This is a genomic window from Burkholderia sp. ABCPW 14 (genome assembly GCF_001523835.1).
GTDB classification, from domain to species: domain Bacteria; phylum Pseudomonadota; class Gammaproteobacteria; order Burkholderiales; family Burkholderiaceae; genus Burkholderia; species Burkholderia mayonis.
The window spans coordinates 16,725-30,255 of record NZ_LOVS01000009.1; the positions used below are offsets into that span (position 1 = coordinate 16,725).

Consider the following 13,531-nt stretch of genomic DNA (forward strand, 5'->3'; position numbering starts at 1 on the left):
GTTTCGCATGAAAGTACTCGTCATCAACGATTTCGCCCGCAAGGGCGGCGCCGAAGAGGTCTACCGGACATCGGCCGACGTGTTGCGTGCGCAGCCGGGCGTCGATGTCGCGACGTTCGACGAAAGCGCGTTCGGCGGCGCATCGAACGGCGCGGCGCGCGCATGGAACGCCCCCGCCGCGCGCGCGCTCGCGGCCGTCCTCGAACGCGAGGCGCCGCAGCGCGTGCTCGTGCACAACTACCACAATCTGCTGTCGCCTTCCGTCGTGCCGGTGATCGCGCGCTACAAGCGGCGCGCCGGCTGTCGCGTGTACCTCACGTGCCACGACTATCACCTCGTCTTCTACAACCCGAATCTGCTGACCTATCCGGGCGGCCGCGCAACGCCGCTGCCGCTCGATGCGCTCGCGCGCGGCACGCGGCTCTTCGAACGCGCGAGCCCGCGCGGCGCGCTGCACGACGCGATCAAGAAGCTGCATTGGCATGCGATCGACGCGCTCGTCCAGCCGGCCGGCGTATTCGACCTGCTGCTCTGCCCGAGCCCGTACATGCGCGACGCGCTCGCGCAGCGCGGGATCACGCGCACCGCGCTGCTGCACAATCCGGTCAGCACCGCGCTCACACCGCGCGAACCGAAATGCGTGAATCGCGAAAAGCTCGACCTCGCGTTCGTCGGCCGCATCGATCCCGAAAAGGGGCTCGACGAATTCCTCGAACTCGCGCGCGCGTCGCGCTTCGATCGCATCGCGAGCGTGACCGTGTACGGCGACGGCGGCCAGCGCGCGGCGCTCGAACGCAAGTACGCGGACCTGATCGCCGCGGGGCAGTTGCGCTTTGCCGGCCGCCTCGATCACGCGCAGCTCTTCGTCGCGCTGCGCGAGCACGACGCGCTCGTGCTGCCGTCGGTATGGGCGGAGAACGCGCCGCTCGTGATCGTCGAGGCGGCGATGATCGGGCTGCCGGTGCTCGTCCACGACGTCGGCAGCCTGTCGAGCTTCGGCGACGAGATCGGCAACAAGATCCGCTACACGCGCAACGCGACGAGCCTCGCGCACGCGCTCGACGCGCTGCGCGCGCATCTGCGCGATCCGCCGCGCCGCTACGACTGGTCGTTCTACACGCGCCGGCATTACGCCGAGCGTCTGACCGCGTTGCTGCAACTGAGCGCCGACGAAATCCGGGAACTCGCGCCACAATGCGATTGATCGATCCGGTTCACTCCGGCGCGTGCGCCACGCGCGCACGCGCCAAGATGTCGCCCGTGCGACGCGAAGGCCACGCATGACGACCGTCCGCCAGAACTTTCTGCTGCTGATGACGCTGCAGATCTCGACCTATGTCGTGCCGCTCGTCACGCTGCCGCTCCTCACGCGCGTGCTCGGGCCGCAGGCATACGGACAGTTGTCGCTCGTGCTCGCCGTCATCACGTATTTCATCAATTTCACCAACTACAGCTTCGATCTGACCGCGACGCCGCGCGTCGCGCTCGCGCGCGACGATCTCGCCGCGCGCTCGAGGATCTTCTGGGCGACCTTCGCCGCGCAGGCCGCGATCACGGTGGCCGGCTTCGCGATTCTGCTCGCGCTCACGTTCGCGCTCGAACGCTTCGCGCTCGACCGCACACTGCTCGTCATCGGCTTCGGGATGACGGTCGGCGCCGCGCTCACGCCCGGCTGGTATTTTCAGGGCATCCAGAAGCTGCGCATCTACAGCATCACGCTGTTCGTGTGCCGCGCGCTCAGCGTGCCGGCGATGTATCTGCTCGTGCGCTCGCCGGCCGATCTGATCGACGCGGTCGCGATCAACGCCGCCGTGCCGCTCGTGTGCGGCGTGCTCGTGTTCGGCTATCTGATCGTGCAGCGCGAAGTCGAGTTCGTGCGCATCGGCGTCGTCGACGTCACCGCGTCGCTCAAGGGCGGCTGGCAGGTGTTTCTCGCGTCGACGTCGGTCGCGTTCTATGCGTCGACGAACACCGTGCTGCTCGGCTTCGTGTCGGGCAACGTCGCGGCGGGCTACTTCGCCGCCGGCGACAAGCTGATCCGCTCGGCGATCAGCCTGCTGCAGCCGCTGAAGGCAGCCGCGTATCCGCACGTCAGCTACCTGATGCATCACGCGCGCGAAGACGCGATGTCGTTCCTGCGCAAGCTGCTCGTCGTGCAGGGCGCGATGGTGCTCGCGATTTCGATGACGATCTTCGCGCTCGCGCCGCTTGCCGTGCATATCCTGTACGGCCCGACCTACGAGCCGACCGTCGGCGTGCTGCGCTGCATGGCGTTCATTCCGTTCATGGCCGGCATGACCGATCTGTTCGGCGTACAGACGATGCTGCCGCTCGGCATGAAGACCGCGTTCAGCCGTGTGCTGATTTCCTCCGGCGTGCTGAACGTCGCGCTGCTGCCGATCCTCGCGAAGTTCTTCGCCGAGCAGGGCGCGGCCGCCGCGGTGCTGATCGCCGAGACCACGGTCGCCGCCACGCTCGCGTATGTGCTGTACCGGCGCCGCGTGTCGATCTTCGCGCGCCCGGCGCCGCGGCCCGCCGCGGACGGCTGACGGACGGCGGTCCTCGGCAGCGCATACGGCGCCAGGGTCCCTTCACGCGAACGACGGGCTGGCGAACGCGCATCGCCGGTCGCAATGACGGCCGCTACGGATACACTGCCTCGCTCCACGGCACGGGCCGGCCGATGTAATAGCCCTGCGCATAGTCGACGCCGAGCGCGGTGAGCTTTTGCAGCGTCGCCGCGCTGTCGACATACTCGGCGATCGTCTTGCAGTTCATCGCGTGACCGATGTCGTTGATCGACGCGACGATGCCGAGGCTCGCCGCATCATCGTTCGCGATGTCCGTCACGAAGCTGCCGTCGATCTTCAGATACTCGACCGGCAGTTGCTTCAGATAGCTGAACGACGCCATCCCCGCACCGAAATCGTCGAGCGCGAATCGGCAGCCGAGCGCTTTCAGTTCGTGCATGAAGCGCAGCGCGCCGGCCAGGTTCGCGATCGCGGCCGTCTCGGTGATCTCGAAGCAGATCAGCGCGGGCGCGACGCCCGTCCGCGCGAACTGGTCGAGCACGTAGCCGAGAAAGCGTTCATCGCCGATCGACATCCCGGACAGATTGATCGCGTATTCGGTGAAACGCCGGTACGGCGTGCGCGCGAGCGCGTCGAGCACGGTGCGCACGACCCAGCGGTCGATGTCGGTCACGAGCCCGTAGCGCTCGGCCGCGCGAATGAACAGGCCGGGCGGCGCATTGCCTTCGCGCGCGCCGAGCGTTCCCATGCGCAACAGCAGCTCGCCGCGGCTTGCATGCGGCAAGCCTGTCATGCCGTGCGTCGCCGTATCGATGATCGGCTGCACATACAGGCAGAAATCGTCGTATTCGAGCGCCTGCCTCACGCGCGCGCACCACGATACGTCGCTGATGTGATGCGCAAGCTCGCGATCGAGCGGATCGGCAAGCTGCACGCGATTGCGTCCGCGCGCTTTCGCGACGTCGCACGCGATGCCCGCGAGGCGCACCGCATCCTCGACGCGCCGCGCGCGTTCGGGCGTACCGAGCAGCGCGACGCCGACGCTCGCCGTCACCGAGAACGGCTGGCCGTCCCAGACGAACACGAAGCCGTCGACGCTCGCGCGCAGCCGCTCCGCCGCGCAAACGGCCGCCGCTTCGTCGCTTGCGTCGAGCAGCACGCAGAATTCGTCGCCGCCGAGCCGGGCGACGACGTCGGTCGACGCCGCGCACGCGACAAGGCGCGCGGCGAGCGCGGCGAGCATCGCGTCGCCCGCTCCATAGCCGCACGTGTCGTTGACGATCCGGAAGCGATCGAGATCGACGAACAGCAGCGCGACCGGTCCACGCGCGCCTCCCGCGAGCGCGAAATCGACATGACGTTCGAATTCGGTGCGATTCGGCAGGCCGGTGAGCGGATCGTGCGCCGTCTGCCACGCGAGGCGCCGCACGAACTCATGCTCGGTCGCGAGGCTCTTCAGCACGAGCACACTGCCGCTGCTGTGCGTGCGCACGGACGGCGGCGCAATCGACGACGCCGTCGCACGCACGGCGATCTCGCCGCCGTCCGCGCGATGCAGCGTCACGTCGCAGCTTCCGCCGTCCTCGAGCTCGCCGAGCGACGCATCGGGCGAATCAGGCGATTCGGGCGGATCGGCCGCGCCGCCGTTCGCGCGCGACAGCCTCAGCGTCGTGATGAGCGGCCGCCCTCGGCAATCGTCGGCGAGCATGCCGATCAGTCGCTCCGCGGCGGGATTCAGGCATTCGACGCGCCCCGCCCGACCGGTGAAGATCACGCCGTCGCCAACAGCGACAAGCGCCGCGCGAGCGCGCGCTTCGCTCATCGCGAGCGCGCCTTCCGCTTCGCCGAGGCGAAGCGCGAGCCGCCTGATCCGAAACACGGGCAGCAGTGCGAGCGCGATCATGCCGAGCAGGCCGAGTGCAAGCGCGATGGCGGCCGGTTCGCGAAGCGTCGAATGGATCATGTCCGAATACGATTGCATGTGGGGGAGCGCCGCGGCGCCCGCATCGGGCTGCCGCGGCATCGAATTCGAAACGGCGCGCGGCGCGACATCGACGCCGACGCCGACGCCGACACTGACACCGCGATCGAGCGCATCGGCCCACGCGGACGGCGCGACCTTGCACGCTCGCACACGCCCGGACCGCCACGCGAGCAGTTCGTCCGACGTCATCACGTTCGCCGTGCACGTCGCACCGCGTGCGCGCGTTTCACGCGTGCCGATTCTGCCGAACACACGCTCGATCGCATCGAAGTCCGACGCCGCGGCGCGATGCGCCGCTTCGACGGACGCCGCCACGCCCATCGACGCCGCACTCGGCGACGATGTCGCCCCGACACGACCCGCGATGTCCACGCAGCGAAGCAGGCGCGCGCCGATGCTCGCCGGCATCGCAAAATACGCATGGCTGCGCGCGATTTCGCGAAGCTCGACCGACAGCAGCGCCATCCCGAACAAGACCGCCGTCAGCGCGGCCGCAATGGCCGATCGCGCGCACCGAACGCGCCATGCGCTCGGACCGCCGGACAGTCGACTCGGAACGGAAGCCATCGATGCATCACCGAAAGCGGCAAGCCGCGATCATTTCGAAGGCGCGTTCCATTAATCGATCGATCTGAAATTCGGATGCCAAATCGATTTCAATTTGCGCCATTCAACCTGATGCGATCATCCACGACATCAAGACACGAGTGTGTGGGCTGGATGACGCAATTCATTTCGAATTAACCGACGCTTCGCACGGCAATCTATTTTTCGTCTCCGTCACGCCTGGCGTGCATTTCCACTATGCGTCCGATGAAATTGAATCAAAGCGTTCCTGCCGCACTCACATACGAAAATAATCGAATGAAATCGAAAATCAAAACATAAACCATCAAATTTCACTTCCGAATGCAGGCGTTCCGGTTCAATTGATTCTTTATATTTGAAGTCGATCCGGTGAACGATTTTGATCGGAACAATCCGCTGCCGGCGCATTCATCCGCGGTAATTCGGATCGATCCGATCGACGATCCGCTGCAGCGCGTCGAACGCATCCTGTCCCGCGCCGTAGCGCGGATCGAGGTTCAGCGAATCGCGCGCGCACGCTTCGAGGATCGGCGTGCCGATCTCGAGCGGCGCACCGACCGCGTGTGTCGCGACCTGCACTTCGCATGCGCGATTGAGCAGCCACATCAGCGAGAACGCGTGTGCGAGCGTGCGTCCGATCGTGACCGGCCCGTGATTGCGCAGCAGCAGCACCGGACGCCCCGCCGCGCTGTCGACGATCCGCTTGCCTTCGTCGAGCCGCACGGTGATGCCCTCGAAATCGTGATAAGCGACCCTGCCGTGCAGCTGCGCCGCATAGAAATTCGAGAACGACAGTCCGTGCCGCGACGCGCAGACGGCCATCGTCGGCGTCGTGTGCACGTGCATCACGCAATGCGCGCCGGGCAGCGCCGCATGAATCGCCGCATGAAACGTGAAGCCCGCCGGATTGATCGGCCAGTCCGCATGGCCGACCGGATTGCCGTCGAGATCGATCTTCACGAGATTCGACGCGCAGACCTCGCGATAATGCAGCCCGAACGGATTGATCAGGAAGTGTGCGTCTTCGCCCGGCACGCGCAGCGAAATGTGGTTGTAGATCAGCTCGCTCCAGCCGAGATGATCGAAGATCCGATACGCGGCCGCCAATTGAACGCGCGCTTGCCACTCCGCTTCGGCAAACCGCGACGGGCGGGCGAACGGCTGGTTCGGCGCGTGAGTCATGTCGTGCGTCCCTTGTCGAATGGCATCGATGCGAACGCGCCGCGCACGCGAACCGGGCGCGGCGCGCCTGATTCCGGCGGCCGAAGCCGCCGGACTTGCCGCTACAGAAACAGCAGCGCGCGATTGAGTGCGTCTTCGTCGCGCGGCCGCTCGCGCCAGCCTTCGAGGACGGGCACCGAATACAGCCGCTGCGCGCCGAAGCGCGGCCAGAAATGGCAAAGGCCGGGCGCGATCACCTGCACGACCGGCAGGCCGATGTCGGGCCGCGTCTTGTCGACGACGAGCGTATCGATTCCCACCGCCGACAGCCGTGCGACGCAGCGCTCGATATCGCCCTTCAGATCGGCGGCGGCGCTCTTCGCGCGCGCCGATGCGCGCGTCGGCGGCAGCGCGGCGTCGGGATGGAGGAGTGCGTCGCTCGACAGTTTGTCGGCGTCCCATGGCGGCGGCGCCGACGCGCCGACGTCGAGCAGCTGGTTCACTTCGGTGAGCGCGCGCTGCAGCGCGATCCGGCTGTCGAGATGGCAGCCGAAGCCGATCGAGAAGCGCCCCGTCGCGGCTTCGCGCGCGAGTGCGACGAAGACGGGAATGCGCAGGTCGTGCGTGATGTCGAGCGCCCACAGACGCCAGCCGAGCGATGCGTATTCGGCGACGAGCGCGTCGAAGTACGGATCGCCGAAGCTCGCGATGTCGATGCTCGGCCGGCAAAGTTCGTTGTACCACCAGATCGCGACCGCATCGCGCTCGACAAGCTCGAGCAAGCCTTGCAGGATCGCTTCCTCGATGCACGCGCCCGCCGCGCAGCCGTTCGGGTTGTGCACGCAATAGGCGGCGCCGCTCGTTGCAGGCGCTTCCGCGTAGCAATAGCCGAGCGGCACGAGCCGCCGCACGCCCGTCGCGATCGACCATGCGGGCGTCCAGTCGATCACGCTGTGCGATGTGAAGCGCCGCGGCACCTGCTTGCGCGGATCGTCGGTCGTCGCGTTGTGGCGCTCGCGCCGTTCGAACTGGCGATCGCTGTACTGCTGCAGTGCGTTGACGTCGATCGGCCCGCCGCCCGGCGGCGCCTGCGCGGACAGTTCCGCGAGACTGCCGCGCAGCGCGGCTTCGTCACCCTGATAAACGCCGCTGAACCGTTCGAGCGCCTCGGCGAGCGCGCTCGCGCGCGCCTGCGCGTCGCTCGCGCCCTTGCCTGAGCACAGCTTGTCGAACCGGTTCTCGCGCGGCGCGCTCTGCGGACACACCAGATAGCCCGCGACGTACACGTGCCGGATGCCGGCGTTGCGCCCCGGCATCGGATGCAGGTAGGCGATCGGGCCGCTCACCGGAGAAACCAGATGTCCGTAGCGTTTGAAGAGTTCGCCCGCGGCGAGCGTGCGATAGCCGCCTTCGCGACCCGCGACCTCGCCCGCGTCCGCGTCCGCCACGGCGAGCGTTACCGGACGTTCGGCCTGCTCGCGCATCCACGCCGGATTCCCGCAGCGCGGGCATTGCGGCCTCCGGACCACACGATGCGCGGCGGTCGCGAGCGTATCGATGCGCAGCGACACGATGTGCGAGCCCGCGTGACGACGACGCTGCACATTCACCGCGAGCTGCTCGACGAACGATGCGACGAGCGCCGCGACGGCGGCGGCGCTCGCGCGGCTGTGCGCAGGCGGCAGACGCGCCGCGTCGCTGCCGTGCATGCGCGCGAGCAGCGCTTCAACCGGACGGTTCAGTGCCGTCCAGTAACGCACGCATTCGATGCAAGGCAGTGCATCGGCCACGCCCGGCGATGCCGCGAGCGGGCCGATCAACGGCCCGAGCAGCGGCTCCACGCGATCGGGGGCGACGACGAAGAGCGCGCCGCGTCGCGCGGCCGCGCGTTCGGCGGCATCGATCAATTCGGCGCGGCCGTATCCGTCAGTCAATGCGATCGTCATCGGCGCATCCGGCGCGACGTCGATCCCGCACGCGGCGAACGCATCGAGCTGCGCGCGCTGATCCACGCCGAACGCTTCGACAGCGACCGCGAGCCGCGATGCGATGCCGCTCGCCGCGTCGCCGTCGACGCCCGTGCGCTCGAAGAAGCCGATCGCGGCGTCGCGCTCGCTCGGCGCATCGGCGCGCACGTAGCCGCGCCGCACGAGATGATCGAGCGCGGCGAGCACCTCCCATTCCGAAAACCGCGCGGCCAGCGTCGCGAATGTCTGCGCGATCGTCAGGCCATCGCGGATGCACGCGGCCAGTGCGGGAAACACGTCGCCCGGCAGCACCGAGCGTCTGAATTCGTCCACCACGTACAACGCGCCGGGACCGGCGTCGCGCACCAGCAGATGCGGCTTGAAACGCAGTACGCGCGAGAAGTCTTCGAGCATCGTCACCCCGTATCGGATACCGCGATCGGAATGGGCGGCGCGGCCCGCGAGCGAAACGCTTCGGGCCGCGCCGCCCGTTGCCGTATGAACGGCTCAGCAGCAGGTGAACAGATAAGCAGGTCCGGCGTCGTTATACGCGGCGAGCGCGATGCCCTCGTCTGCAAGTTCGCCGGGCCGCGTCGGGATGCCGATGCTCATCGCGTTGAGCGGCAGATGCCAGCGCCGCGTATGCGGCTTCCAGCCATATCCGTCTTTCGGGTTCACTTCGACGATCTTGAGATTCAGGATCCACGGACAGCGATAGTCGAGATAGCATTCGAGCGCGTCGTACGGATCGGCGAGCAGCTTCTTCCTGAACTCATCGTTCTCCCAAGACAGCGCGATCGCGCGCAGATAGACTTCCTGAAACTCGAGCATCGATTCCTGCGAGGGGACTGCGTTGTTGTCGGCCATGTCAGATCTCCTTGCGGTCCGGTCCAAACAGACTGATGTGCTTCGCGTTGTACGCGGCGAGCGCGGCCGCCCGCTCTTCCGGCGGCGGCGCCGGCGGCAGCGCGAGCTCGAGCGTGTTGGTCTCGTTCGTCGTCCAGCCGCCGTTTGTACGCGGCGCCCACGTCGCGCTGTCCTCGTGCACCTTCAGATGCATCTTCATCGGGAACCGATAGTCGAAGTACTCGTGCAGCGCTTCGACCGGATCGTCGATCAGTTGCGCGCGAAACTTCGGGTCGTGCCAGGCCGCCGCGATCGCCTGCACGATCACCGCGCGGTATTCGAGAAACTGGTCGTACGACGGCATATTGGGGCTTTGGTCCATCATCGCTCTTCTCCCGTGGTTGAACGGAGTTCTCGTTGCAACTCGCGCAGCTCCGCCTGCGCTTTCTTCACGATTCGAGCCATGCCGCCCTGCTTCGCCGCGGCGGCGGCCTGCGCGCACAACGCCTCGACGGCGTCGCCCGCGCGGCGCCCGTGCGCTTCGTGCACGCAGCGCGCTTTCTTGAGCAGCAGTTCAGCGACGTAGTAGCGCTCGTCCGTCGATTCGGCGAGCGCGAGACATTCGTCGAGCGTCGCGACGGCGGCATGCCAATCGCCGTGCGCGGCGTCGATGTCGGCGACGACCGACGCGTAATAAGTGAGGCCCAGCAAGCATCCCGATACGCGCAGCGCGTCGACGTTCGCGCGCGCGGCGTCGCGATCGCCGTCGCACCACGCGTGCACGACGGCCGCGTAGCGCTCGACCGCATTGAGCCCGTAGCAGCGCGACAGCCGCAGCACCGCATCCGACGTCACGCGCGCGCCGTCGCGATCGCCCGCGCATTGCTGCATCCGCGCGAGATACATCATCGTCACGCCGATCGTCGGCAGATGATCGCTGCAGGTCGCGAGATAAACCGCATCGTGCGCGAGCGCGAGCGTATGCGCGACGTCGTCGTCGATGCCCCACAGCACGCTCGCGCGCGCGGTCAGCGCCCAGGCGCGCGTGTCGAGGCCGAACGTGCGGCGATGGTCGGCGTCGCGGCGCGGGTCATACGCGGCGAGCGCCGCATCGAACGCGTCGAGCGCGAGCGTGTAGTGGCCGTCGATCCAGAGGCTCATCCCGTGCAGCGTATCGGCGGCGACGCCGAGATCCGCGAGCGCCGACGCGCGCGCGAGATCCGATAGCTGCGCGCCGATGCGGCGCACCGCCGCACGATCGCCCGCGACGTGGTGATACACGGCGATCGTCCACAACGCGCTCGCCGCCGCTTTCGCGTCGCGCAGCGCGCCGACGCGCGACAGCACGCGGTCGGTGTGCTCGCGCACGCGCGGCTCGCCCCAGCCGTCGCGCGCCATCTGGGCATGCGCGAGCATCAGGTCGACCGCGACCGCATCTTCCTCCTGCCCCGGGTAGTCGCAATGCAGCAGCCAGCCGCGCACGGCGCCCGCATAGCGGATCGCATCGTCGTGCAGCGCACGCTCCAGCGCGCGGCGCGCCGACGCGATGCCGTGCGGCACCGCTTCGGCGAACGCATGCGCGTGCGCGAAATGATCAGCGATGCTCGCGGAGCGCGCCGCCGGATCGCCGCCCGCGGGACGCGCGAGCAACGCCTGCGCGACACGCCGGTGATTCGCGCGGCGCATCGCGGCCGGCATCGATTCATACGCGGCCTCGCGCAGCAGCGCGTGACGGAACACGTACGTCGCGCCGCCGATCCGGTGCTGCGCGTACAGCACGCGGCCTTCGAGCAGCCGCCTCAGACGATCGTCGAGCGCCGCGCCCGCATGCGGCGACGCGTCGGCGAGCAGCCGCGCGTCGACTTCAAGGCCGATCGTCGCGGCGAGCTGCACGGTGTCGAGCGCGTCGTCCGCGCGTTCGAGCGCGAGCTCGAGCGTCTCGCGCAGGCTGCCCGGCAGCGGGCAGCGCCCCGCCTCGGCGAGATCCTGCAAGCGCCCGCCCGCCGCCGGCACGATGCCGCCGAAAGCGAGCGCGCGCATCGTTTCCTCGACGTACAGCGGCACGCCGCCCGTGCGCTTCACGAGGAAGTCGAGCGCCGCGCGATCCGCGCCGGCATCGGGCATCAGCGACACGATCAGGTTGCGCGTCGCGGCGGCCGACAGGCGGCGCAGCATGAGCCGCTCGGTGCCGCGGCGCCAGCGCTCGAGCTGTTCCGGCCGCGACGTCAGCACGACGCACACTGCCGCGCAAGCCGGGTGATGCGCGAGCGCGTCGAGAAAATCGCCTGTCGCGCTGTCGATCCATTGCACGTCGTCGACGATCAGGAGCACGGGACCGCCGCCGCCGAGCGAGCCGAGCAACTGGCACACCACGTCGAAGAGCGCCTGCTGCTGCCGCGCGCCCGACCAGCGCAGCTTGTCGGCGCCGCCCGGCAGGCCGAGCCACGCGGCGAGCGTCGCGCGCGCGGACGCGCGATCGCCGTCGAACGCTTCGAGCATCCGGTCGAGCGCCTGCGGATCGCCCACATCGAGCTGCCAGTGCGCACGCACGAAGCGCAGAATCGGAAACAGCGCGTGGTTCGTTTGCTCCGGCAGGCACACGCACGCGGCGCACGCGCCGTGCTGCGCACGCACCGTCTCGCGCAGCGCGTGCACGAGCCGCGACTTGCCGATCCCCGGCTCGCCGACGACGAGCGTCGCGCGCCGCTCGGCCGCGTGCTTGCCGCCCGCCGCCGCGCGCACCGCGTCGCGCCACGCGCGCGCGAGCGCCGCCTGCTCGCGATCGCGTCCGACGATCGGCGCCGCGTCGCCGAGTTCGAGCGACTCGAACGGCCCGCGCTCGTAGCGCTCGCCGAGCAGCTCGCGCACCGGCTGCGGCGCCGCGCCGGGCGCGGCGAACGCGAGCGGAGTCGCCGCGGCGTCGACGTGACGCTCGAGCGCGCGCGCCGCTTCGTCGCTCAACAGGATGCGGCCCGGCTGCGCGACGCGCTGCAGGCCGACGGCCGCGCTCGCGATCGCGCCGCCCGACGCGCCGCGCGCATTCGCGAGCGCCGTGCCGACATGGATCGCGCCCGCGATCTCGACGCGCCACGCGGGCTCACCCGCGCCGTCGGCCACCGGCTGCGGCGCGCTCGCCGCCTGCCCCGCCTGCCGCGTCATTTCGAGCGCCGCGCGGCACGCGCGCTGCGCGGGCCGATCGATCCCTTCCGGATAGCCGAAGTAGAACAGCAGCGTGTCGCCGAGCGCGCCCGCGACATGGCCGCCATAGCGCACCGCAATGTCCGAGCAGCGTGTGAGCCAGTGCGCGTGGAACGCATCGAGCGCCTCTTCGGCCGCCGCCGCGTCGTCCGGCTGCGCGCCGTCCGCGACGACCGCGACGCGACAGCACAGCGCAGTGACCTGCCGCCGTCCGACGGGCGCGTCGACGGCGGTCTGCCCGCCGCGCTCGCTGTACGCGACACCCGGCTCCGCCTGCGCGCGCGGCCCGTAGCGCAAGCCGCCGACGAGCGCCGGAAAATGGATCGCGCGAAACCGGTTCGCGAGCGCCTGCGCGGACTCCGCACGCTGCCGCGGATCCTTGTTCAGCGCATCGCGCAGCACGTCGCCGAGCGGATGCGCAGCGATCGCAGGCGGCAGCGCGACGTCGACGGGGCTCAGATGCTGATACAGCACGTCCGCGACGCTCGCGCCCTGCATCACCGGATGCCCGGTCAGGCATTCGATCACCATCAGGCCCCACGCGTAGAAATCGCTTTTCGCGGTCGGCGGCTCGCCGCGCAGTTGCTCCGGCGCGCAATACTGCGGCGAGCCGAGCACCTCGGTCGTCGCGGTGAGCGTCAGCTCGTCGGCCGCATGCGCATCCGGCAGCAGCGCGCCGATCCCGAAGTCGAGGATCTTCGCGCGCGGCTCGCCGTCGATCGTCGTCACCATCACGTTCTGCGGCTTCAGATCGCGATGCACGACGCCGCTCGCGTGCGCGTGCGCGAGACCGTCGAGCACCTGCGCCATCAGCGCGCCCGTCGCCTCGGCGGGCAACGCGCCGTCGGCCGCGAGCAGCGCACGCAGCGTGCGGCCCGCGACGTGCTCGAACACCGCGAACAGCACGCCGTCCGGCGTCTCGCCGCTGTCGAGCAGCGCGACGACGTTCGGATGCGACAGCCGCGCGCACAGCGCCATCTCGCGGCGAAAGCGCGCGCGCAGGCGGGCGCTTTCGCGCACGCCGCGCGGCGCATCCTCACGCAGCAGCTTGACGGCGACGCGCTGCGACGTGTCGAGCCGGCGCGCTTCATGCACACGGCCCGCGCCGCCTTCGCCGAGCACGGCGCCCAGCCGGTAGCGATGCTCGCCCTGCAGCTCGTCGCCTTCGCCGGGCAGCGGCGGCGCCAGCATGCGCGGCGCGCGGCGATTGCCGGCGCACGCGCGTTCGGCCAGAACGGAAGAAGACATGAAGCGCC

9 protein-coding genes are annotated in these 13,531 nt (G+C 69.1%); 3 read left to right on the plus strand and 6 right to left on the minus strand.

The window, feature by feature from the left end; all coding sequences use genetic code 11:
- Positions 1 to 7: 7 nt before the first annotated feature.
- Positions 8 to 1,204 (plus strand): glycosyltransferase family 4 protein, encoded by a 1,197-nt coding sequence (locus WS62_RS01915; protein WP_066567035.1) that lies wholly within the window; start codon positions 8 to 10, stop codon positions 1,202 to 1,204.
- A 76-nt stretch (positions 1,205 to 1,280) separates the two neighbouring features.
- Complete coding sequence (locus tag WS62_RS01920; RefSeq protein WP_066567040.1) at positions 1,281 to 2,549, plus strand: flippase; 1,269 nt, start codon at positions 1,281 to 1,283, stop codon at positions 2,547 to 2,549.
- 94 nt (positions 2,550 to 2,643) lie between these two features.
- On the opposite strand, the gene WS62_RS01925 is transcribed toward WS62_RS01920, so the two are convergent.
- Positions 2,644 to 4,980, minus strand: a complete 2,337-nt coding sequence (locus tag WS62_RS01925; protein WP_231748169.1) for a putative bifunctional diguanylate cyclase/phosphodiesterase — start codon at positions 4,978 to 4,980, stop codon at positions 2,644 to 2,646.
- Between WS62_RS01925 and WS62_RS37215 the strand changes: the two genes are divergently transcribed.
- Positions 4,910 to 5,137, plus strand: coding sequence for a hypothetical protein (locus WS62_RS37215; RefSeq protein ID WP_197422748.1), 228 nt, complete (start codon positions 4,910 to 4,912; stop codon positions 5,135 to 5,137). The two genes, WS62_RS01925 and WS62_RS37215, sit on opposite strands and share 71 nt — an antisense overlap.
- A 374-nt stretch (positions 5,138 to 5,511) precedes the next feature.
- On the opposite strand, the gene WS62_RS01930 is transcribed toward WS62_RS37215, so the two are convergent.
- The 5 genes from WS62_RS01930 to WS62_RS01950 all read right to left on the minus strand — a co-directional run bounded on the left by WS62_RS01930 (position 5,512) and on the right by WS62_RS01950 (position 13,523).
- Positions 5,512 to 6,285 (minus strand): class II aldolase/adducin family protein, encoded by a 774-nt coding sequence (locus tag WS62_RS01930; RefSeq protein ID WP_066495245.1) that lies wholly within the window; start codon positions 6,283 to 6,285, stop codon positions 5,512 to 5,514.
- Positions 6,286 to 6,386: 101 nt separating this feature from the next.
- Positions 6,387 to 8,645 carry a TOMM precursor leader peptide-binding protein gene (locus WS62_RS01935; protein ID WP_066567324.1) on the minus strand — a complete coding sequence of 753 codons (2,259 nt, stop codon included), beginning with the start codon at positions 8,643 to 8,645 and terminating at the stop codon, positions 6,387 to 6,389.
- Between the two features lie 93 nt (positions 8,646 to 8,738).
- Complete coding sequence (locus WS62_RS01940) at positions 8,739 to 9,098, minus strand: BMA_0021/BMA_0022 family TOMM bacteriocin (protein WP_066567042.1); 360 nt, start codon at positions 9,096 to 9,098, stop codon at positions 8,739 to 8,741.
- 1 nt (position 9,099) lies between these two features.
- On the minus strand, positions 9,100 to 9,462 hold the full coding sequence (locus WS62_RS01945) for a BMA_0021/BMA_0022 family TOMM bacteriocin (protein WP_066567044.1): 363 nt from the start codon (positions 9,460 to 9,462) through the stop codon (positions 9,100 to 9,102).
- A complete protein-coding gene (locus tag WS62_RS01950) occupies positions 9,459 to 13,523 on the minus strand; it encodes a TOMM system kinase/cyclase fusion protein (protein WP_066567046.1) in 4,065 nt (1,354 codons plus the stop codon). Before WS62_RS01950 ends, WS62_RS01945 begins: the two co-directional genes overlap by 4 nt.
- Positions 13,524 to 13,531: the final 8 nt, after the last annotated feature.